The following is a 22,072-nucleotide window of genomic DNA, read 5'->3' as shown; positions in this document are numbered from 1 at the left end:
GTTGTAAACGTAAAACTTTCAGAAAGCGGTTCGGCTACTTACGAGATTGCACATCCTGTGGCCTGGGATAAAATTGAAATTTCAGAAGCGATAAAAAATTCGGTGCACAATGCTGATGCTTTTATCTTCGGAAGTTTAATTTGCCGCGATGAGGTTAGTCGTAAAACACTTTACGAACTTTTGCCGGAAGCAAAGTACAGGATATTTGATATTAACCTGCGTCCGCCGTATTATGAAAAGGAGGTTTTGGAAAAACTAATGGAGCAGGCAGATTTTATAAAATTTAATGATGACGAATTATTTGAAATTGCTGAAATGATTGGGTCACCTTATAATTCTATAGAACAAAACCTGCATTTTATTTTTGAAAAAACCAATACCAAAACTATTTGTGTAACTAAAGGTAGACACGGTGCTGTTTTGCTAAAAGATGGGGTGCGCTATTATAATAGTGGTTTTAAGGTTAAGGTAAAAGACACGGTAGGCGCGGGAGATTCATTTCTTGCCAGTTTAATCGCTGGCTTGTTGAAAGAAGAAGAGCCGCAAAGTACCCTGGATTTTGCCTGTGCTGTAGGTGCTCTAGTAGCTGGGAAGGAAGGTGCGAATCCTGAAATTTCCAGGGATATTATTAAAAAATTTATGTTTCCTTAAAAACTGTTGTATTTGATTTTTAATCAAAGAGATGGCCAAAAATTAATTTCAAAATTCTTAACGGTTCCTGCCTTTTAAAAAAAATACTATCTTGAGTTTCTTTTTAAAAGAATATGCAGCAATTTGCCGATATTTTTATGCCCCTTTCTATCGCCCTAATTATGTTTGGGATAGGTTTGGAATTATGTTTAAAAGATTTTAGGAGGGTTTTTGCTCATCCCAGAGCTATTATTACCGGCCTTGTTTCCCAAATATTTTTATTGCCGCTTATTGCTTTTCTATTAATTTTTTTCTGGCCCATAGATCCTATTTATAAAATTGGAATTATGTTGCTCGCCGGCTGTCCCGGTGGTACCGCTTCAAATCTTGTGACGAAAATGCTAAAAGGAAAAGTGGCACTTTCGGTTTCACTTACGGCTTTTAATAGTTTGATTATATTGTTTAGTATTCCGCTGGTAATTGAGTTGAGTTATGCGGTGTTTGGAAATAATGGAGCCAAAGTACAACTGAGTTTTGGGCAAACCATGGGAGACGTGGTCTTAACTGTAGTTTTACCTGTAATGAGCGGGATTTTAATAAACGAATTATACGGGCATAAGTTTGGAGAAAGTTTTCATAAGGCTTTACGTTATATTTTACCGGGTATAATGCTACTCGCTTTTATTGTGGTTATTTTCTTTGACGAAAATCAAAGAGGGGTAGAATATCTAAAACATTTAAACCTTCTAATTCCCCTAATTATTTTGAATTTCGCTACAATTATAGCTGGTTATTTTGCAGCCAGGCGTATGAAACTGAAACATAGCGCTGCTTACACAATTGCGGTAGAAATGGGCTTGCAAAATAGTGTATTGGCGTTATTTATAGCCAATCAGTTATTAAAGGATCAGGATATTAGCCTGGTGGCTATTTTATATGGTAGTTTTTCGCTAATTACAACTTTCCTTGGAGGATGGATTCTTAAACATTACTTTGGGAAAGAGAACATTGAGAAAGTTTAAATAAAAATGCCGGCCACATAAAGCTCAAACAGACCCTACTCAGTTTTATGCTTTTGCAGCCGACATGTTTTAATTGCCAAATTAAAATACAGATCTATTTGTACTTATGTGTCCCAAATTTAGAGCTTTTGTTACTTAGTATTTTACGGATTTCCGTAATTCCAGGTTAACCTTCTGAAAGTGAGAAGTATAAAAATTTATTTTTTCTGAAGTAAATATTTCGATTTCATTTAATTCCCTTAAGTTGAATGAAAACTAAAATAGAATTTGAAGGAATTTTATACGGAATATAGTTTTTTATTTCTTCGTTTTCTCTTACTTCTTAATCAAGTTTTAAATACTCCGCGGTGTACTATTTTTAGTTGAAAGATCTTTCCTGTATTTAAATTTAACTGCGTTTTCAGAATATTTCAGCAGAAAAAACTTATGTTGTATCTATGGTAAGACCATACTAACTAAACTGAAAATTTACTCATGGATAAGCTTTTTGATGAAGATAATATTAAACTCAATTTGCCGGTAAAAATTAGCTACCGGGTTTTAGAAGATGTACTTCAGGAAAAATTAGTGGGAGAGCAAATAGGAATGGAAGATTCTAAAGGCACGGTAAAAAATTATGCCGAGGTATTAGGCGCCAATCTAGGTAAAAGTCAGGAGCCCAATTTTGATCTTACTCTCACTTTAAGACTGAAAACACTCACCACACTTTTTAAAAATAAAGAGGTTACTTTGTTAGTCCATTTAAGACTGGGATTTGATGAAGTAGAGCAGGTGGTAGATGTAGAAGAGTACGAACTGGAAGGCCAAAGTAAAAGTTGGCTTATGGATAATTCTCTTGAAACCCTGGCCAATACTTTAATTTACAAAAAGATTAAAAATAAAATGAAACTGGATCTCAAGCCACATATTAATGAACATCTGGGAAAAGCAAATAGAAAGCTGGGAGACGAAATGGAAGCTGCCCCGGGAGTATTCCTCTCAGGAAATGTAAACACGCTAAAAGTTGCCGAAATAATCCCTGGAGATAGCTTGTTATTAATCCTTTTGGAAATTAGTGCCTATGGTTTTGTGAACGTAAAAGAGATTAAGCTTTAGGTTCAAAAACTTCAAGAATTTCTTCTAGCTTCATAGATCTGGATCCTTTTATTAAGATGCTGCAATTCTTTAATTCGGCCAGTTGTAGGTGTTTTTTAATATTTTCGGTATTCTCAAATTTTATAATATTTGGCCTGTTGGTAGTCGTTTTTTTGAACTGTTTACCTACAAGGTAAATTTCAGAAATATCAGCATTTTCAAGATAATTTACCACAACCTGGTGTTCGGTTTCTGAAGCCGCACCAAGTTCTCCCATATCACCCAAAACCACAATTTTAGTAGTATTGGTTTTTGAATGATTAAAGTGCTGTAATGCTGCCATCATACTGGTAGGATTAGCATTGTAAGCATCTAAATAGATCTTATTTGAATTTCGTTCTATTAATTGCGAACGGTTGTTGGAAGGAACATAACTTTCTATTGCCTCTTTTATCTCGTTAAAGGGAACTTTAAAATATAGACCAACACAGAGCGCAGCCGCCATATTCTTTGCATTGTAACTTCCGCTTAATTGACTTTTAAACTTAGTATCGTTAAAGATTAACTCAGCAGAATCAGAGGAATCGGGATAATCTACCTTTACCTGGGCTTTTCTATTATTTCCGAAGCTAAAAGTATGTTTATAATTTATTTCTAACCTTTGCACTTCATCGTCAAGGTTTAAAAATATCAATTTCTTGTTATCTTTTAGGTGTCTGTATAATTCGGTTTTTGCCTGTATCACACCAGCTAAGCTTCCAAAACCTTCAAGATGTGCTTTTCCAAAGTTGGTGATAAGTCCATAATCTGGCATCGCAATATTAGAGAGAAATTCTATTTCGCCGGGATGGTTAGCTCCCATTTCTATTAATCCAATCTCCGTTTCTTCATCCATTGCCAGTAGGCTAAGTGGCACTCCAATATGATTATTTAAATTCCCCTGGGTTGCGGTAACAGCATATTTTTTTGAAAGTACATTGTATAGAAGTTCCTTGGTGGTAGTTTTTCCGTTACTTCCTGTAATACCTATAATTGGAATACTTAAAAATTTTCGGTGAAATTTAGCGAGGTTTTGAAGCGCCTCCAGGGTGTTTTTTACAACTATGTACTCTTTATCATTTAGCGCGGCTTCCTTATTATCTACAATGGCGCAAATAGCTCCTTTAGCAATTGCCTGTGCTGCAAATTCGTTGCCGTTAAAATTTGCTCCTTTTAAAGCGAAGAAAATGCTTCCGGGTTCAATATTTCGGGTATCGGTAGAAATTCCTGTGCTTACCAGGAATCTTTGATGAATTAATGCTGTTTTCATATTTAGCGTTTTCTAAGTCTGAAATTAAGTTATTTCAGGGCTTCAAAATTAAAGCTATAAAAAAAGCCCTAAACAAATAGGGCTTTTATCATAATTTTTAGAAGATTAGAATTTCTAATTTCTTGCTTTTTTATTGTCATCCAAAGATTTTGAACCAACTCTGGACATTGCATTTCTAAATCCAATATAGTCGGTCGCCATATCTTGTGGGAAATATCTACGTTGTGCTGGGTCTAGCCAGTAAGCACGATCTCTCCATGAACCCCCTTTGTAAACTCTAACTTCGTCACTAATAAGAGTAGTCCTGTCTGCAGTGTCATATCCACGTCTTGTTCCCGTAGTATCTGTAGTATTTGCTACATTATAAGTTGGGGAGTTATACATACGTTCAGATTCTTCGTCTGCTTGCTGAAATGACTGATAATAACGGCTAGAGCTTTTATCACCATCTCTAAAATTACGCTGATCACTATCGGTATAGTTGGTGCGCATATAAGTATCTTCTTCGGTAACTGGTATTTGAGCAATGTCTCCCGGGTAAGATCTGGCAACCAGTCTACCGGTAGCGAGAGTATCAAATTCAATTTCTTCTACACCAACTACTTTTACAGAACCGTCTTCGTTAATAGCGTGTTTTGTATAAACATTCCCTCTATAGTAGTTGAAATCGTTAAATTCATCATCAACTATTGGTCGGTATACATCGGCAACCCATTCGGCTACGTTACCGGCCATATCATAAAGACCAAAATCGTTAGGCTCGTAAGATTTTACTTCAGCGGTAATATCGGCGCCATCATCACTCCAACCTGCAATTCCTCCGTAATCTCCGGCACCTTGCTTAAAGTTAGCTAATTGGTCTCCCTGTCTTTTTACATCACCAGAACGAGTATATTGACCATCCCACGGATATTTTTTTCTTCCTCTGTAAACATTATAATCTCTAATTCCTACTAAAGCAGAGGCGGCATATTCCCACTCAACTTCAGTTGGTAATCGATACTCGGGAAGTAGAATTCCGTCTTTACGTTGTACATAAGTTTGCTCACCAAGAGCATTTCCTTCTGCATCAGTATTTTGATTATCTATCATGTCCTGAGATGCGTCTCCTCCCTGGCTTATTTCGGTATTTCCACCGTATGCCTGGCTTGGTGCGTTTAAGTAGGTTTCGGTATTAAATGTAGTACCGGCTTGAACATCGGTATAACGGGCTCCTTCTTTAGTGTAGCCGGCTTCCTCCAGTAATAATTCGTTTACCCTATCGGTTCTCCATTTACTAAATTCAACAGCTTGTACCCAACTTACTCCAACTACAGGATAATTTCCATAAGCAGGATGACGTAAATAGTTGTTTACCATTGTTTCGTTGAATCCTAATCTATTTCTCCAAACAAGGGTATCTGGTACTGCACCATTATAAATATTTCTGAAATTTTCCTGGGTAGGAGGGAAAACTTTTTTCAACCAGTCCAGGTATTCCATATACATCATATTGGTAACCTCTGTCTCATCCATATAGAAGGACTGTACATGTTGCTGGGTAGGAGTATTGTTCCAATCGTGCATAACATCGTCCTGCACCTGCCCCATAGTAAAGGTTCCTCCTTCAACAAAAACCAGCCCCGGGCCGGCTTCCTGTTCCTTATAATCTGTGTTATATTGAAATCCGCCTTCATCTGAATTAATGTCCCATCCAGTAGCTCTGGAGTTGTCTTCATAGTCCCGGGAATTATTACAGCTTAGTAAACCAACGCCAAGAACGAGGGTTAAAAAGGCTCTAAAAGCAATATTGATTCTCATATTCATCATCTCTTTTGGTAGAAATATTAGGCTTTGCAATATAGTAATTAACGCTAAAAGTACAAGTTTATTTTATGTTCTCTCAAAGGCTTTGGTTTTCTTTAAAACCCTGATGTCCTTAGCACTTAGGCTAGACAAAGCTCTTTTTGATTTCCTGTGTACCGTTAATTTTTGCTCCCGGTAAAGCAGGAAGCAGCAAAATTAATTGTTTTTTATTTAACTGAAGGTTACTGTACTTAAAAAAGTAGCTAAAATTCAAAACGTACAATATTACACCTATTTTAAAGTTGTGATAGACCTACTCTATTTACTTTTATAAGTTTTATTATTCCAGATAAACTTCTGGCCTTGTTTTAATCTGCCTTTAGAATTATTTAAACTTAAGGTCTTTTCTTAACAAGATTATTAGTATATATTTGTTAATCATTAATTAATATGATGAAAAAAATTACAATCTTATTGCTCGGGTTAATTTTAAGCTCTCAATTTAAAATGACAGCCCAAGAAGAAAGGGATAGAGTTATAACAACCGCAGTCCCTTTTTTACTAGTAGCTGCTGATGCACGGGCAGCTGGAATGGGAGACCAGGGAGTAGCAACATCGGCTGATGTTTTTTCCCAGCAATGGAACCCAGCGAAATATGCTTTCGCTACCAGTGAACACGGGATAGGGGTTTCTTATACACCATACTTAAGTGATATTGTTAGTGATATCTTTCTTGGGAATATTAGTTATTACCATAGAATTAATGAAAGGAGTGCCGTTGCTTCAAGCTTAAGATATTTTAGCCTGGGTAGTATAGAACGTAGGGCAAGTTTTGAACAGGCTCCTTTAGTGGTTAATCCAAATGAACTTACCTTTGATGTTTCTTATTCTTTGCGCCTAAGTGATAATATTTCTATGGCAGTAGCCGGGCGTTACTTGCATTCAGATCTTGGCTTGCAGGACGAAGAAGATTTAGGTGCGGCCAATAGCTTTGGGGTAGATGTGGCAGCATACTACCAGAGTAATCAAATGGTTTTTTCAAATTTTAACGGAGTTTGGAAAGCTGGCGCAAATATTTCTAATATTGGCCCTAAGATGAAATATGAAGATGCAGGGCAGGAAAATTTTATCCCAACAAATTTTAAAGTAGGAACTGGTTTCGACTTTATTTTTGATATAGAAAATCGTTTAGGTGCTTATGTTGAATTCAATAAACTTTTAGTACCAACGCCAAGAGATTTTAATGATGATGGAGAAATTGATGCTGAAGATGATGCCGAATATAATGATATTGGTGCTATAGAAGGAATTTTCACTTCCTGGGGAGATGCGCCGGGTGGTTTTGGAGAGGAACTTCGTGAAGTAACCTGGGCGCTTGGCGCCGAATATATGTATCGCGAGGCTTTTGCATTTAGAGCCGGGTATTTTAGTGAAAGTCTTACCAAAGGTTCCAGGAGATTTGCTTCTTTTGGCGCAGGTTTTAAATATGAGCAGGTAAACATAGATATTTCTTATTTATTCTCTACCTCGCCGGTACCAAGTCCGTTGGAGGGAACCCTTCGTTTTGGTTTAACTTTTAATTTTGGAGGCCAATTCCCTGTTTATTAAATTATATTTCAGTTAATTTAATATTTGCAGCTTAGCAGGTTTCTATTATCTTTCCCTTCCAATAATTTTTATATGAAGCCATTAAAAGTTACCTCAAACTTTGAGGTCTATGATTCTGTTGAAGAACTTCCGCAGGCCATTCAGAGTTTGATGAAAACCGCCGTAGAAGCCCGGGATAAAGCCTATGCGCCTTATTCGCAATTTAAGGTAGGCGCTGCTATAGCATTAAATAATAATGAAGTTGTTACCGGAAGCAACCAGGAAAATGCTTCGTATCCTTCAGGTTTATGTGCCGAACGTACCGCAATTTACTACTCAGGTGCCGCTTTTCCCAAAGCTCAAATTCAAAACATTGCCATTTCAGCTAAATCTATGAAGCACTTGGTAGAAGCTCCTGTGCCACCTTGCGGGGCTTGCAGGCAGGCGCTGGTAGAATATGAAGTTAAACAGGAAACCGATATTGCGGTCTATTTTATGGGTGAGACCGGTAAGGTGATGAAAGCAAATTCTATAAAAGATTTACTACCTTTAATCTTTGAGAATTCGGTCTTATAACGTTTTCGTTATTTTTGCTTAAAAACTGTTTTCCATTCTTATTGAAAATAGTATTTTTGTTATCCGCTTGGCAAACCCATCTGTCTGGCCTAAAATTAATAAGTTAAATGAAGAAAGTAACAAAAGCCACGTATTTAAAGTGGTACGAGGATATGCTGTTTTGGCGTAAATTTGAAGATAAACTTGCGCAGGTTTACATTCAGCAGAAAGTAAGAGGTTTTTTGCATTTGTATAATGGGCAGGAAGCTATCCTGGCTGGTGCCCTTCATGTAATGGACCTGGAAAAGGATAAAATGATTACCGCTTATCGTAACCACGTGCAGCCAATTGGTTTGGGAGTAGATCCTAAACGAGTAATGGCGGAACTTTACGGGAAAGCTACAGGAACTTCTCAAGGTCTTGGTGGTTCTATGCATATTTTCTCTAAAGAACATAACTTTTATGGAGGTCACGGTATTGTTGGAGGTCAAATTCCACTTGGTGCCGGTCTTGCATTTGCAGATAAATACTTTAAGCGTGATGCAGTAACTCTTACCTTTTTAGGAGATGGTGCTGCAAGACAGGGGTCTCTTCATGAAACTTTAAATATGGCCGTAAAATGGAATTTACCGGTTGTATTTTGTGTAGAGAATAACGGGTATGCCATGGGAACTTCTGTAGCCAGAACTTCTAAGGGAACAGATATCTGGAAACTTGGTAATGGTTACGAAATGCCTTGTGGACCTGTAGATGCTATGGATCCTGTTAAGGTTGCAGAAGCTTTAGACGAAGCAATAAAAAGAGCCAGAAAAGGTGACGGACCAACATTTTTAGAAATGAAAACTTACCGTTACCGTGGTCACTCTATGAGTGATGCTCAAAAATATAGAACAAAAGAGGAAGTTGCAGAATATCAGGAATTAGATCCAATCACTACGGTGTTGAATATAATTAAGGATAAAAAGTATGCTTCTGAAGATGAAATAAAGAAAATCAACAAACGCGTTAAAGATAAAGTATCTGAATGTGAGAAATTTGCTGAAGAGTCAGATTTCCCAGAAAAGAACGTGATGTATGATGTTGTTTACGAACAGAAAGATTATCCGTTTTTAGCACATAAACCTCAGTAAATTATGGCAGAAGTAATAAACATGCCGCGTTTGAGCGACACCATGGAAGAAGGTGTTGTTGCGAAGTGGTTAAAGCAAAAAGGTGATAAAGTTGAAGAAGGTGATATCCTTGCTGAAATTGAAACCGATAAAGCTACAATGGAGTTTGAGTCTTTCTATGAAGGAACTTTACTTCACATAGGTATTGAAGAGGGCGAAACCGCTCCCGTAGATACTTTGCTTGCTATTATTGGAGAGGAAGGCGAAGATATTTCAGAATTACTGAAAGGCGGCGGAGATGCCGATAAAGATAAAGAAGAAGATACTTCGGATTCTAATGAAGACGAGGGCGAAGATGAAGCTGAAAGTGATGGTGATAGCGACGATGGAGGAATTCCTGAAGGCGTAGAGATCATTACTATGCCTCGTTTAAGCGATACCATGGAAGAAGGTACCGTGGCTTCGTGGTTGAAAAAAGAAGGTGATAAAGTAGAAGAAGGAGATATCCTGGCCGAGATCGAAACTGATAAGGCCACGATGGAATTCGAATCTTTTTACGAAGGGACTTTGCTTAAAATAGGTCTTGAAGAAGGCGAAACAGCAAAAGTAGACAGTCTTCTTGCTATTATAGGACCAGAAGGAACAGATGTTTCTAACGTTTCAGTAGACGGAAAGTCTAAAAAGAAATCTTCAGAAAAATCAGAGAAGAAAGAAGATAAATCTGAAGAAAAAGAAGAAAGCAAATCTTCAGAAAAGAAATCTTCAGATTCTACAAAAGACGGTGGAAGAATTTTTGCTTCTCCGCTTGCCAAAAAAATGGCAGAAGATAAAGGTATAGATCTTTCAAATGTTAAGGGAAGCGGCGGCAATGGCCGTATTGTGAAAAAAGACATTGAAGATTATAAACCTTCAGAAAAACCTGCTGCTGCAAAAGAAGAAAGTAAAGGAGACGCAGCTGCTGCACCACAACCTTATGTGCCTGCAGGAGAAGAAAGCTTTGAAGAGATTAAAAACTCTCAAATGCGTAAAACCATAGCCAAACGACTTGGGGAATCTAAGTTTAACGCACCGCATTACTATCTAACTATAGAGGTAGATATGAGTAATGCAATGGCTTCTCGTAAACAAATTAATGAAATGCCAGATGTTAAAGTATCTTTTAACGATATGGTTATTAAGGCGAGTGCAATGGCGCTTCGTAAGCACCCACAGGTAAATAGCCAATGGACAGGAGAATCTATGAAAATTGCTAAGCACATTCATATGGGTGTTGCAGTGGCCGTAGAAGAAGGTCTTGTAGTTCCTGTTTTAAAATTTGCCGATCAAATGTCTATGACCCAAATTGGGAATAATGTAAAAGACGTTGCTGGTAAAGCGAGAAACAAGAAATTACAACCAAAAGATATGGAAGGTAGTACCTTTACCGTGTCTAACCTGGGAATGTTTGGGATAGTTGAATTCACCAGTATTATTAACCAGCCAAACTCAGCAATTCTTTCGGTAGGAACTATTGTTGAAAAACCGGTGGTTAAAAATGGTGAAATTGTAGTAGGAAATACTATGAAATTAACCCTTGCTTGCGATCATAGAACAGTAGACGGTGCAACCGGTGCTGCTTTCTTAAAAACGCTTAAAACTTATATGGAGAACCCGGTAACTATGTTAGCATAATCCTGGTTTTTAAAAATAACTAATTATTAAAATCCCGCAGCTTTGCGGGATTTTTTTATCTTTAACGGTATGAGAAAAATTACACTTAGTTTCACTTTGTTAGCGGCAATTCTGCTAATTTCTTCCTGCGGAAATTCACAATCTGCTACCACTTCAAAAGAAGTAAAAACAAATTTAAATACTAATGTTCAACAAGCTGAAGTTGAAGAATTACTGAATTATTTATCTTCAAATGAATTAAAAGGAAGGGAAACCGGGACAGAAGGAATTGAACTGGCCGCGCAAAAAATTGAAAGCATTTTTGAAGAAAATGGGATTCAAAAATATTTCGACACATATCGGCACAATTTTGAAATAAAGGGTGTTGAAGGATTTAATGTGGTTGGAATGTTGGAAGGAAACGATCCTAAGCTTAAAGATCAATTTATTATTCTTGGTGCACATTACGATCATATAGGGATCCAGGAACCCGTAGAAGGAGATTCCATTGCCAATGGAGCTAACGATAATGCTGCAGGCACCGTTGCAGTCGTAGAACTGGCTAAGAAATTTGCCGAAATAGATAATAATAAGCGAAGCATTATGTTCGTGTTATTTTCTGCGGAAGAAATGGGGCTTGTAGGAGCAAGAAAAATAGCGCAACAACTTAAGAAAGATAAGCTTGATCTTTATACTTTATTCAATTTTGAAATGATTGGTATACCTATGCACAATAAAGATTATATTGGTTATCTCACCGGTTACGAAAACTCTAATTTTGCCGAAAAATTCAATGAATATTCAGGTGAAAAAGTGCTTGGGTTTTTGCCACAGGCTAAAGAATATAATTTATTTAAACGAAGCGATAATTACCCGTTTTTTGAAGAATTCAATGTCCCTGCGCAAACAATTTCAACATTCGATTTTACTAATTACGATTACTATCATCACGTTGCCGATGAAGCAGAAGAGCTTGATGTAGCGCATATGACCAATGTGATTGAAAGCGTAATTCCGGGAATTTTGAAGATGGCGAATACACCCGAGAAAGAAATAATACTGATTAAAAAATGAAACATATTGTCATAACAGGAACCAGCCGTGGAATGGGCTACGAAATGGTAAAGTTTTTTGCCGAAAAAGGGCATAAAATACTGGCGCTTTCCCGAAACGACAAGCCGGTTTCTGAATTAAACCTGGACAACGTAACTACTTTTTCCTGCGATATTTCAAAGCCGGAAGATCTTGAAAAAGTTTCAGCATTTATCGATGCAAAATGGGAAAAAGTTGATGTTCTTATTAACAACGCCGGGGCGCTTATCAATAAACCTTTTGAAGAAATTTCAGCAGAAGAATTTCAAAAAATATACAGTACAAATGTTTTTGGGGTAATTGGTTTAACTCAAAAATTATTGCCCTTTATGAAGAGAGACTCACACGTGGTAAATATTAGCACCATGGGTGGCGTACAGGGCAGTGTTAAATTCCCGGGGCTTTCGGCTTATAGTTCCAGTAAAGCCGCAATAATTACTTTAACCGAGCTTTTAGCCGAAGAATATAAAGAAAACGGACCATCTTTTAATGTTTTAGCATTAGGAGCTGTACAAACCGAAATGCTAGAAGAAGCATTTCCCGGGTTGGAAGTTCCACTTTCAGCTAGAGATATGGCAGAATATATTGCCAATTTTAGCCTCACAGGGCATAAATATTATAATGGTAAATTGCTCCAGGTATCTAACAGTACTCCGTAGCCAATGAGAGAAATTCTTGAAAGATATATTCCTGAACGAGCGGTTCCCCCGGTTTTTGAAATGATTAAAGCCAATAATGTTCATTTAAAAATTGTAAATGAACGTAAAACAAGGCACGGCGATTACCGCAGAATGCCCAATGGTGCTCAGCAAATTACGGTAAATGCCAATTTAAATAAATACCGGTTTTTAATTACTTTGGTTCACGAAATTGCCCATTTACTGGCTTTTGAGAAATTTGGCAGGCAAATAAAACCACACGGGCAGGAATGGAAATTTACTTTCAGGGAGTTAATGTTGCCATTTATAAGACCAGAAATTTTCCCGTCAGGATTGCTTCCGGTAATTGCGCAACATTTTAGAAATCCTAAAGCCAGTAGCGATACCGATGCAAAATTATCGGTAGCGCTTAAAAGTTTTGATCCTGAGAACGATAAAAACTATATTTTTGAAATTCCGTTTGGAGGAATTTTCCGAATTTATAACGGGAAAACTTTTAAAAAAGGGGAAAGAAGAATAAAACGCTACGAATGTCTGGAAGTAGATACGGGTAAAGTTTATTTGTTTCAGCCCAATGCAGAGGTGGAGTTGCTAAAAAATTAATTCCTTTTTTATGAAAAACACAAATCACTACGCAATATTAATGGCCGGCGGGATTGGTTCACGTTTCTGGCCGGTAAGTACTTCCAAATACCCTAAACAATTTCAGGATATTTTAGGTGCTGGTTCAACGCTTATTCAAACTACTTTTCATCGCTTAGCGAAGCTTATGCCTGTTGAGAATATAATTATTCTCACGCATAAGGAATATAAAGATGTTGTAAAGGAACAGTTGCCACGAGTTAAAGATGAACAAATTGTTCTGGAGCCAGAGATGAGAAATACAGCTCCCAGTATTTTACTTGGCGCTTTAAAAATTAAAAAGAAGAATAAAGATGCGCTGATTTTGGTTGCGCCCAGTGATCACTGGATTCAGGGTGATTTAGAGTTTCAGGAAAATATAGAAGAAGCTTTTCAAATTGTTGCAGAAGATGATAAATTAATTACACTGGGAATTGAGCCTACTTTTCCCAATACCGGTTATGGTTATATTAAGTATAACGAGGAAGAAGGAAATGGCGCTAAACCGGTTTTAAAGTTTACCGAAAAGCCTACTTTTAAAAAGGCTGAAACATTTCTCAAAGAAGGAAATTACGCCTGGAATGCCGGTATTTTTATATGGAGCGCCGAATTTATTGTAAAAAGTTTTAAAGAACATCAACCAGAAACTTTTAGGCTTTTTGAGGCGGGGAGCGATGTTTATAACACTAATGAAGAGCAGAAGTTTTTAGATGAAAATTATCACAAAGCACAAAATGTTTCTATAGATTACGCTATTATGGAGAAATCTGATAGCGTGTTTGTGATTCCTGCCAAATTTAAATGGAACGATTTAGGCACCTGGAAATCCCTGGAAGATGAATTACCGCAAGATGAGCATAATAATACCATTGTGAACGGCCGACTTTTACCATTTGAGTCCACTGGAAATATTATTAAAACTCAGAATAATAAGGCAGTAGTTTTGGAAGGCCTTAATGACTTTGTGGTGGTAGAGAATGATGCCGTTTTATTAATCTTCCCAAAGGAAAAAATACAGGATATTAAGGAAATTAGAGAAAAGGCTATAGAGAAATTTGGAGAAGATTTAGGTTAAGTATATATGGAGAATAATCAGAAACCTGAAAATAATCAAAACCTTGCTTCACAGGAAAACTCTGAAGATTTGGGTAAAAGTGCCAAGGGGATTTGGCAAAATATAAAAGCGCTTGTAAAAGAACTTCTTGAAATTCGGCACGATACCGATAGGGAATCTACTGTTGAAGCGGTAAAAAAAGATATTTCTTTTAAAGGTCACAATGCCTGGATTCTTATATTTTCAATATTTGTGGCTTCTGTAGGCCTTAATGTAAGTAGTACGGCGGTTGTTATTGGGGCGATGCTTATCTCTCCTCTAATGGGTCCTATTGTGGGCGTGGGAATGTCTGTAGCCATAAACGATGTACTTACCCTTAGGAAATCTTTTATCAACCTTGGTTTAATGGTTGGCTTAAGTGTACTTACCGCCTATATTTATTTTCTTGTTTCTCCCGTTAAAACCGAGACTCCTGAACTTATTGCGAGAACTTACCCTACAATTCTGGACGTCCTGGTGGCAATCTTTGGTGGTTTGGCGTTAATTGTAGCTAAAACCAAAAAAGGAACTATTGCAAGTGTAATTCTAGGGGTTGCTATAGCCACAGCACTTATGCCGCCACTTTGCACCGTAGGTTATGGGTTGGCTATTGGTAACTGGTCTTATGCCGGTGGTGCTTTGTACCTATTCTCAATTAACGCGGTATTTATTGCGCTTTCCACCTTTGTAGTAACTAAAGTGCTTGGTTTTCCTTTAGTAAAATATGTAAATAGTAAAAAACGCCGAAGAACGGCGCAAATAGCTTCTACTATTGCTGTAATTGTTATGATTCCCAGTGTGATTTTGTTTGTTTTCTTACTTCAGGAACAATTATTTGAAACCAAAGCTAAAGAGTTTATAGCTACTGTTATGAGATATGATGGTACTGAAACTATTAAATCTTCGTACGATTATAATGAAAAAAGTATTGAAGTTTATCTTATTGGAAACCGGGTGCCGCAGGCTACAATTTCTACCTGGCAGCAGCAAATAGACGATATTGAGGCTTTAAAAGAAACTGAATTAATAGTACACCAGGGAGCAGATCCCACTGGTAATATAGATCAGCTTTCTACTCAGGTTAGGAGCGGAATCCTGGAAGATCTTTATATTAAAAACCAGGAGTTAATTGAAGATAAAGATGAAAAAATAGCACTTTTAGAAAAAGAAATTTCCAGGTATCGTGGCGACGGATTTTCATTTAGTGATTTAAGTCAGGAAGCAAAAATAAATTATGACGGAATAGACGAGTTAGGCTATTCTAATTTAATTACTACTAATTTTGCGAAAACCGATACTATTCCCACTTTTACGGTAGGCTGGAAAAATAATTTAAATAACCGGCAAATCACCGAGCAAAAACAACGTTTTGAAAAGTGGTTAAAAGTGCGTTTAAAACTAGATACGCTGCAGGTAAAATCGGTTAATTAAAGTCCTTGCTGTTGTGCTTCTCTTACCTTTTGAAAAAGGTTAGAAGAATAAACAAAATCGGTCACGGTTTCATCATCGGTTTTAAATATTTGAGATTTATCACCTTTCCAGGCTAAAACCCCATCTTTTAGAAAGGCAATTTTTTCGCCTATTTCTAAAACCGAATTCATATCGTGAGTAATAATTATAGTAGTGATATTATATTCGTGAGTAATTTCCTGAATAAGATTATCTATTACCGTAGCAGTTTTGGGATCCAGCCCAGAGTTTGGTTCATCACAGAATAAATATTTTGGTCGGTTTACAATGGCCCGGGCAATAGAAACTCTTTTTTGCATCCCTCCACTAATTTCTGAAGGCATTTTTTTCTCAGACCCATCTAAATTTACACGTTTTAAAACCTCTCTTACACGCTCCAGGTTTTCTTTCTTTTTCTTTTTAGTAAACATTCTCAACGGAAACATTACATTTTCTTCAACCGTCATAGAATCAAAGAGTGCCCCGCCTTGAAAAACCATTCCTATTTGCTTGCTAAGGTCTTTCTTTTCGTCTTCAGTAAATTCAGTATAAGGTTTTCCGTCGTATTTAATCACTCCTTTTTCAGGTGTAAATAAACCCAGCATACATTTTAGAAGTACACTTTTTCCTGATCCAGATTCACCAATTATAAGGTTTGTTTTACTTTTATCGAAAGTAAAGTCTATCCCTTTTAAAACTTCCTCGCCATCAAATGCTTTATGTAAATTTTCAACTTCTATCATTAACTTAGTAATAATTGGGTTACTGCGTAATTTGTGATGATTATAACTACACTGGTCCACACAAAAGATGTGGTACTGGCTTCACCAACTTCCAGGGCGCCACCTTTCATATAATAGCCATGATAAGCGGGAACTGTTGCCAAAATAAAGGCAAATAAGAATGTTTTAATAAATGCATACACCAGGTGAAAAGGAATAAAGTCTTCCTGAAGTCCCTGTACAAACTGATCTGGTGGTACAAAACCTCCAAAAACCGCTGCCGCATAAGCTCCAAAAACTCCTAAAAACATGGAAATAGCGATTACAAAAGGGTAAAAGAGCATTGCTATTATCTTTGGGAAAATAAGATAATTTAAAGAATTAATACCCATTACTTCCAACGCATCAATTTGTTCGGTAACGTTCATAGAACCTATACTGGATGTAATATAAGAACCCACTTTTCCCGCCATAATTATAGAAATAAAGGTAGGTGCGAATTCCAGGATTATAGATTGCCTGGCCGCGTAGGCAATAAGCGTTTTGGGAATTAAAGGATTATTTAGATTTAAGGCTGTTTGCAGAGCAACTACAGCTCCAATAAAAAAGGATAAAAAGGCTACAATTCCCATGGAGCCAATAATCAGGTCATCTAATTCTTTAAGGATTAAACCTCTTAAAACCGAACCTTTGGTCATTCTGTGAAAAGTCCCTTTCAGCATTAAAAAATATTCCCCAATGGAGTGTAGATAGTTCATTAAGCAATTTTTGTAAAGCTAAAATACTAAAAAATTACTCCAAAGTATTTAACGTAGAATTAATCTTTAGCCTAATAAGTTTAGTATTTTTGGGCTACTTCTATAAAACAAAATATGATGAAGCGATTTACATTTTTATTATTGGCCACATTTTTGGCATTTCAGGGTTTTTCCCAGGAGAATGAAGAAGAAAAACCTAAACTGGTTGTAGGAATTGTGGTAGACCAAATGCGCTACGATTATCTTACGAGATTTTGGGATAGGTTTGGTGAAGACGGTTTCAAAAAGTTGATAAATGACGGTTATAATTTTAAGAATAATCATTTTAATTATGTGCCTACCTATACCGGGCCGGGACACGCTTCGGTTTATACTGGAACCAGCCCAATGAATCACGGTATTATTGGTAACGGCTGGTACGATAAATTTATACACGAATCGGTTTATTGTGCAGGAGACGATTCTGTAGAACCAGTGGGAACTAAAGATGATGCTGGGAAAATGTCTCCGCATAGAATGAAAACCACTACGGTAGCCGATGAAAACCGCTTGCATACTCAAATGCGCGGAAAAACAATTGGGGTTTCTATTAAAGATAGAGGGTCCATTCTTCCGGCAGGCCATACTGCAAACGCAGCTTATTGGTTTCATGGCTCTGATGAAGGGAAGTGGATTACCAGTTCATTTTATATGGAAGAACTACCGCAATGGGTGAAAGACTTTAATGATTCAGATAAAGTAGAAGCTTACCTGAAACCGTGGACTACTTTACATGATATTGAAAGCTATAACGAAAGCGGAAGTGATAAGAATAATTTTGAAGGTGGTTTTAGAGGAAAAGAAGATGCTACTTTTCCATACGACCTTGAAGAGTTGAGTGAAGAAAATGGTGGGTTTGATATCATTGAAAATTCAGCTTATGGAAATGATATTACCCTGGAGTTTGCATTGGCGGCGATTGAAGCCGAAGACCTGGGCCAGGATGTTGATACCGATTTCCTTGCGCTAAGTTTTTCAAGTCCCGATAAGATAGGTCATAATTTTGGCGTGAATTCTAAAGAGATTCAGGATACTTATCTTAGACTTGATAAAAATATAGCACAACTTTTAGAAGAATTAAATGCGAAAGTTGGCGAAGGTAATTATACGATCTTTTTAACCGCAGATCACGGTGGAGTAGATGTGCCCGCTTATCTTGAATCTGTAAATATACCGGCAGGATATTTTGAATCTGATGTGTTTGAAGATAAACTTAAAGATTTTGTTTTAAAAGAATTTGATGAAGATGAACTTATAGAAAGTGTTTATAACAGCCAGATTTTCTTTAATTATGAAGTGATGGAAGAAGCCGAAATAAGCTCTTCAGAGTTACAGGCTAAATTGGCACATTATATTCTTCAGTTGGATCAAATAGATAAAGTGTATACCAGGGATCAGCTTAGCAGCGGTAGTTTTGTAACCGGTGCAGGCGCAGCTATTCAAAACGGATTTAATCAAAAGAGGAGTGGAGATTTGGTGTATGTTTTAGATCCTGCAACTATTGTATATTCCGAAACAGGTTCTACCCACGGTAGCGGATTGATGTACGATACCCACGCGCCTTTAATTTTCTACGGAAGCGGAGTGAAAAAAGGCAGCACAACCCAAAGAACAGAAATTGTAGATATCGCACCAACGGTTTCAGCGATTTTAGGAATCTCATTTCCTAACGGAACTACCGGAAAACCATTATATATGATGCTGGATGCTGAAGAAACTGAGGTTTCAGAATAATTTCTCCTGCATTTTTTTCCAGCGTAAATTTTTTATAAAACGGCCTTCATCTTTATTTACAAGATAAGGTCGTTTTTCATTTTTAGCATATAAAAATCCGGTGATACAGTTTAGGAAAAAGCTGAAGTCTTTCTTTTTAAAGGCGAGTTTGGCTGAAGCTATAAAAGTGATCACAAACCCATATCTTAAGCTGTAAAAGGCTTCACCCTGCTTATATTTTGAAGTTTTATTGTAATTCTTTCCGGTAGGTTTAAGATGTTTTACCCTCAGGCTTTCATCGGTCTTTATTTCCCAGCCGTGATACTGTGCAAGTAATTCATCTACGGTGTCCCAACCCATAGCCGGTTTTAAGCCGTCAATATCTTTGAAACAGGCTTTGCGATAAGCTTTTAAGGCACCGCGAATATGATCTTTTCCCGTTAGATTTTCCAGGACCCATTCTCCATTTTTCTTAATTTCACAGAATCCGCCGACCATACCGATTTTGGCGTTTTCCTTAAAATGAAGGCTAATTTTCTCTAAATAATTCTTCGGGAAAATTAGATCGGCATCAAACTTACATACAATGTCATAATTGTCGTCAAGTGTTTTAAAACCTAAATTAAAAGCGTTTACTACTTTGCTTCCTGGCAAATGTTTGCCTTTTGAAACATTCTTTATCAGCGAGATTTCAGGATGTTTTTTAGTAAATTCTGAAACAATTTCTGAAGTATTGTCAGTAGAGCCGTCATCTACCACTACAATTTTATCAGCCGGTCGACTTTGGCCGATTAAGGACTGAAGCGTTTCGCCAATAAATTCAGCTTCATTATATGCCGGAATAATAATATAGGTCTTCAAGTGGCGAAATTTAAAGGTTCTGCAAAGATTAATTTCGCTTAAATCCTTTCGGCATAAACCGCGTAATATCTAGGCGTAAAATATCTTAAAATTGGTCTAACTCCCAATTTGTTGACAGGATTGGTCCACTTTTTTCTGCTAATAATTTTCCATCCTGCTTTTTCTAAAAGCCAATCAAATTGCCAGTCTTCAAACTCGTGGTAATGCCGGTCTCGCATATCTGTTTTGCTACGATAAGCGCTGGAAAACCACAATTTAAGCGGGACGGTAGCTACTAGTTTATCGGCTTTAATATTTGATAAGACGTTATAAGGAGAAACCAGGTGCTCAAAAATTTCGAATGCGGTTACCACATTATAAGCGTTAGTTTCTACGGCTGTAGTGTTTATGTCCAGATCTTCCCCTTCGGTATTTTGCACCTTATAATTATGTTTTTCCATAATTTCTGAAAAAGGGTTTTTTACTCCCAAATCAAGAATTTTTTCAGGGGCGGGTACATTTGCTTTTAAAAACTCTAAAGTTTCCTTATATCGTTTGTTGGGGAAGCTATTTTCGTACATCTAGTATTGGTAAACTATCGCGTTTACATTCATCCCAGCACCAACGCTGGCGAACATCACCACATCGCCTTTTTCAAGTTGTTGATCGGCAATTTTATTTTTTACCACAAGATCGTAAAGCGTGGGAACGGTAGCCACACTGCTGTTACCTAACTCCTGAATAGTCATAGGCATTACCTTATCTGGAACTTCTTGTTTATGAAGTTTATAAAAGCGTTTAATAATCGCTTCGTCCATCTTCTCGTTAGCCTGGTGAATAAAGATCTTTTTAAGATCTTTTATGTCTTTTCCGCTATTTTCAAGGCATGTTTTCATCGCCCCGGGAACGTGCATCAGTGCAAATTCGTAGATTTTGCGGCCGTTCATTTTAATATATCGCAAATCGTCTGGTGCTTCCGTTCGGTTAGATTTTCCGAAGTAAATATAATTTGCTTCATTAAAAGCATAAGTACCAGATTCGTGAGCGAGGATTCCACCTTCTTCTTCGGTTTCTTCTAAAACTACGGCCCCAGCACCATCAGAAAAAATCATAGAGTCACGGTCGTGTTTATCTACAACTCGAGATAGAGCTTCGGCACCAATAACAAGACATTTTTTTGCCATTCCGGCTTTTATAAATGCCTGTGCCTGTATCATTCCTTCAATCCAACCCGGGCAGCCAAAAAGTACATCGTAGCCAACACATTTTGGATTTTTAATTCGTAAATGATATTTCACGCGAGTAGCCATACTTGGTACAGTATCACTCTGAATGCTTTCGTGTTTAACATCGCCATAATTATGGGCAACAATAATATAATCTAAGGTTTCGGGATCTGTATTAGAAGTTTCTAAAGCTTGCTGAGCCGCGATAACTGCCATATCTGAAGTGTTTAAATTCTCTTCAAGATAACGCCGTTCTTCAATTCCCGTTATGGCTTTAAATTTGGCAATTGTTGTTTTATTGTCTTGTGGAAATCCTGTTCCATCAAGGTTGAAAAATTCATGATTGTCAAAGTCAGCATTTGCGGTTATAACTTTAGGGATATAACTACCTGTGCCGGTAATTTTAATATTCATCTGACTTTTAAATTAAGATTAAACTTCCAATGTACTAATTACAAATATAATGAGCTTTAAACAAAATGGAAAAATAAACTGAAATGTGACGAAAGTCACATAATAGAAAATGCCTGAAAAGAATTCTGGAATAATTTCCGTAGAAAATTTTCAGGCATTTTAATTAAATCTTAAGCTTCCATATACTCCTCAATAGGAGGGCAGGTACACATTAAATTTCTATCTCCAAATGCTTCGTCTACACGTCTTACGCTTGGCCAGAATTTATTTTCTGATACATAATTTAACGGGTAAGCCGCTTTTTCTCTTGTGTAAGAGAATTTCCATTCATCTGAAGTTAGCATAGTAATAGTATGCGGAGCATTCTTAAGCACGTTATCTTCTTCACTATTCAACTCTTCAATTTCTTGTCTAATAGAAATTAATGCATCACAGAATCTATCCAGTTCAGCTTTGCTTTCACTTTCGGTAGGTTCTATCATCATAGTTCCGGCTACAGGGAAGGAAACAGTAGGAGCGTGGAAGCCATAATCTATCAATCGCTTGGCGATATCAACTACTTCAATTCCATTCTCTTTAAATGGTCGGCAATCTAAGATCATCTCGTGAGCTGCGCGGCCACGTTCTCCAGAATATAATGTTTTGTAATGCTCGTTTAAACGCTCTTTTACGTAATTGGCATTAAGAATTGCATATTCTGTAGCTTTTTGAAGTCCTTTGCTGCC

General features: G+C 37.1%; 20 protein-coding genes and 1 pseudogene. 13 read left to right on the top strand and 8 right to left on the bottom strand.

All coding sequences use genetic code 11. The features are described from left to right. The 3 genes from AACZ30_RS06970 to AACZ30_RS06960 all read left to right on the top strand — a co-directional run. A partial coding sequence (locus AACZ30_RS06970; RefSeq protein WP_339648466.1) for a PfkB family carbohydrate kinase occupies nucleotides 1-651 on the top strand: 651 nt, incomplete at its 5' end. A gap of 113 nt (nucleotides 652-764) precedes the next feature. Then, the gene (locus tag AACZ30_RS06965; RefSeq protein WP_339648465.1) at nucleotides 765-1,652 is read left to right on the top strand and encodes a bile acid:sodium symporter; all 888 of its coding nucleotides are present in this window, start codon (nucleotides 765-767) and stop codon (nucleotides 1,650-1,652) included. A gap of 474 nt (nucleotides 1,653-2,126) precedes the next feature. Further along, nucleotides 2,127-2,747, top strand: coding sequence for a DUF4403 family protein (locus tag AACZ30_RS06960; RefSeq protein WP_339648463.1), 621 nt, complete (start codon nucleotides 2,127-2,129; stop codon nucleotides 2,745-2,747). Here AACZ30_RS06960 and murF read toward each other — a convergent pair. Together murF and gldJ are read right to left on the bottom strand one after the other, a co-directional pair. After that, the gene (murF, locus tag AACZ30_RS06955) at nucleotides 2,737-4,035 is read right to left on the bottom strand and encodes a UDP-N-acetylmuramoyl-tripeptide--D-alanyl-D-alanine ligase (protein WP_339648461.1); all 1,299 of its coding nucleotides are present in this window, start codon (nucleotides 4,033-4,035) and stop codon (nucleotides 2,737-2,739) included. The genes AACZ30_RS06960 and murF overlap by 11 nt on opposite strands. 114 nt (nucleotides 4,036-4,149) lie before the next feature. After that, complete coding sequence (gene gldJ, locus AACZ30_RS06950) at nucleotides 4,150-5,835, bottom strand: gliding motility lipoprotein GldJ (RefSeq protein WP_339648460.1); 1,686 nt, start codon at nucleotides 5,833-5,835, stop codon at nucleotides 4,150-4,152. Between the two features lie 438 nt (nucleotides 5,836-6,273). Between gldJ and porV the strand changes: the two genes are divergently transcribed. The 9 genes from porV to AACZ30_RS06905 all read left to right on the top strand — a co-directional run bounded on the left by porV (nucleotide 6,274) and on the right by AACZ30_RS06905 (nucleotide 15,617). Beyond that, on the top strand, nucleotides 6,274-7,428 hold the full coding sequence (gene porV / locus AACZ30_RS06945) for a type IX secretion system outer membrane channel protein PorV (RefSeq protein ID WP_093306064.1): 1,155 nt from the start codon (nucleotides 6,274-6,276) through the stop codon (nucleotides 7,426-7,428). Between the two features lie 72 nt (nucleotides 7,429-7,500). Beyond that, entirely contained in the window at nucleotides 7,501-7,983 is a 483-nt protein-coding gene (cdd, locus tag AACZ30_RS06940; protein WP_075324994.1) for a cytidine deaminase, read from the top strand. A gap of 107 nt (nucleotides 7,984-8,090) precedes the next feature. Next, nucleotides 8,091-9,092: a pyruvate dehydrogenase (acetyl-transferring) E1 component subunit alpha gene (gene pdhA, locus AACZ30_RS06935; RefSeq protein WP_075324993.1), complete on the top strand. Its 1,002-nt coding sequence runs from the start codon at nucleotides 8,091-8,093 to the stop codon at nucleotides 9,090-9,092. 3 nt (nucleotides 9,093-9,095) lie between these two features. Then, nucleotides 9,096-10,742, top strand: coding sequence for a pyruvate dehydrogenase complex dihydrolipoamide acetyltransferase (locus AACZ30_RS06930; protein ID WP_339648458.1), 1,647 nt, complete (start codon nucleotides 9,096-9,098; stop codon nucleotides 10,740-10,742). A gap of 69 nt (nucleotides 10,743-10,811) precedes the next feature. Beyond that, the gene (locus tag AACZ30_RS06925) at nucleotides 10,812-11,795 is read left to right on the top strand and encodes a M20/M25/M40 family metallo-hydrolase (RefSeq protein ID WP_339648456.1); all 984 of its coding nucleotides are present in this window, start codon (nucleotides 10,812-10,814) and stop codon (nucleotides 11,793-11,795) included. Beyond that, nucleotides 11,792-12,472: an SDR family oxidoreductase gene (locus AACZ30_RS06920; RefSeq protein ID WP_339648455.1), complete on the top strand. Its 681-nt coding sequence runs from the start codon at nucleotides 11,792-11,794 to the stop codon at nucleotides 12,470-12,472. The genes AACZ30_RS06925 and AACZ30_RS06920 overlap by 4 nt, the downstream gene beginning before the upstream one ends. 3 nt (nucleotides 12,473-12,475) lie before the next feature. Then, nucleotides 12,476-13,075 (top strand): SprT-like domain-containing protein, encoded by a 600-nt coding sequence (locus tag AACZ30_RS06915; RefSeq protein ID WP_079712918.1) that lies wholly within the window; start codon nucleotides 12,476-12,478, stop codon nucleotides 13,073-13,075. Nucleotides 13,076-13,085: 10 nt separating this feature from the next. Further along, a complete protein-coding gene (locus AACZ30_RS06910) occupies nucleotides 13,086-14,168 on the top strand; it encodes a mannose-1-phosphate guanylyltransferase (protein WP_339648453.1) in 1,083 nt (360 codons plus the stop codon). A 6-nt stretch (nucleotides 14,169-14,174) separates the two neighbouring features. Then, entirely contained in the window at nucleotides 14,175-15,617 is a 1,443-nt protein-coding gene (locus tag AACZ30_RS06905; RefSeq protein WP_339648452.1) for a DUF389 domain-containing protein, read from the top strand. On the opposite strand, the gene AACZ30_RS06900 is transcribed toward AACZ30_RS06905, so the two are convergent. Beyond that, entirely contained in the window at nucleotides 15,614-16,378 is a 765-nt protein-coding gene (locus tag AACZ30_RS06900) for an ATP-binding cassette domain-containing protein (protein WP_075324986.1), read from the bottom strand. The genes AACZ30_RS06905 and AACZ30_RS06900 overlap by 4 nt on opposite strands. After that, nucleotides 16,378-17,115 (bottom strand): ABC transporter permease, encoded by a 738-nt coding sequence (locus tag AACZ30_RS06895; protein WP_075324985.1) that lies wholly within the window; start codon nucleotides 17,113-17,115, stop codon nucleotides 16,378-16,380. Before AACZ30_RS06895 ends, AACZ30_RS06900 begins: the two co-directional genes overlap by 1 nt. Nucleotides 17,116-17,232: 117 nt before the next feature. Here AACZ30_RS06895 and pafA point away from each other — a divergent pair, with 117 nt between their 5' ends. Continuing rightward, nucleotides 17,233-18,888 carry an alkaline phosphatase PafA gene (pafA, locus tag AACZ30_RS06890; protein WP_339648467.1) on the top strand — a complete coding sequence of 552 codons (1,656 nt, stop codon included), beginning with the start codon at nucleotides 17,233-17,235 and terminating at the stop codon, nucleotides 18,886-18,888. Here pafA and AACZ30_RS06885 read toward each other — a convergent pair. The 4 genes and pseudogenes from AACZ30_RS06885 to AACZ30_RS06870 form a co-directional block, all read right to left on the bottom strand. Beyond that, nucleotides 18,880-19,728: a glycosyltransferase family 2 protein gene (locus AACZ30_RS06885; protein WP_339648451.1), complete on the bottom strand. Its 849-nt coding sequence runs from the start codon at nucleotides 19,726-19,728 to the stop codon at nucleotides 18,880-18,882. The genes pafA and AACZ30_RS06885 overlap by 9 nt on opposite strands. Nucleotides 19,729-19,766: 38 nt before the next feature. Continuing rightward, nucleotides 19,767-20,288, bottom strand: coding sequence for a methyltransferase (locus AACZ30_RS06880; RefSeq protein WP_339648450.1), 522 nt, complete (start codon nucleotides 20,286-20,288; stop codon nucleotides 19,767-19,769). Beyond that, on the bottom strand, nucleotides 20,289-21,347 hold the full coding sequence (locus AACZ30_RS06875; protein WP_208222955.1) for a ketoacyl-ACP synthase III: 1,059 nt from the start codon (nucleotides 21,345-21,347) through the stop codon (nucleotides 20,289-20,291). A 170-nt stretch (nucleotides 21,348-21,517) separates the two neighbouring features. Beyond that, nucleotides 21,518-22,072, bottom strand: a pseudogene (locus tag AACZ30_RS06870) (glycine dehydrogenase (aminomethyl-transferring)); the annotation flags it as partial.

The organism is uncultured Salegentibacter sp., assembly GCF_963972535.1.
GTDB lineage: Bacteria > Bacteroidota > Bacteroidia > Flavobacteriales > Flavobacteriaceae > Salegentibacter.
Note: the sequence above shows the minus strand (reverse complement) of the source record. Positions and strands in the feature narration are given on the sequence as shown.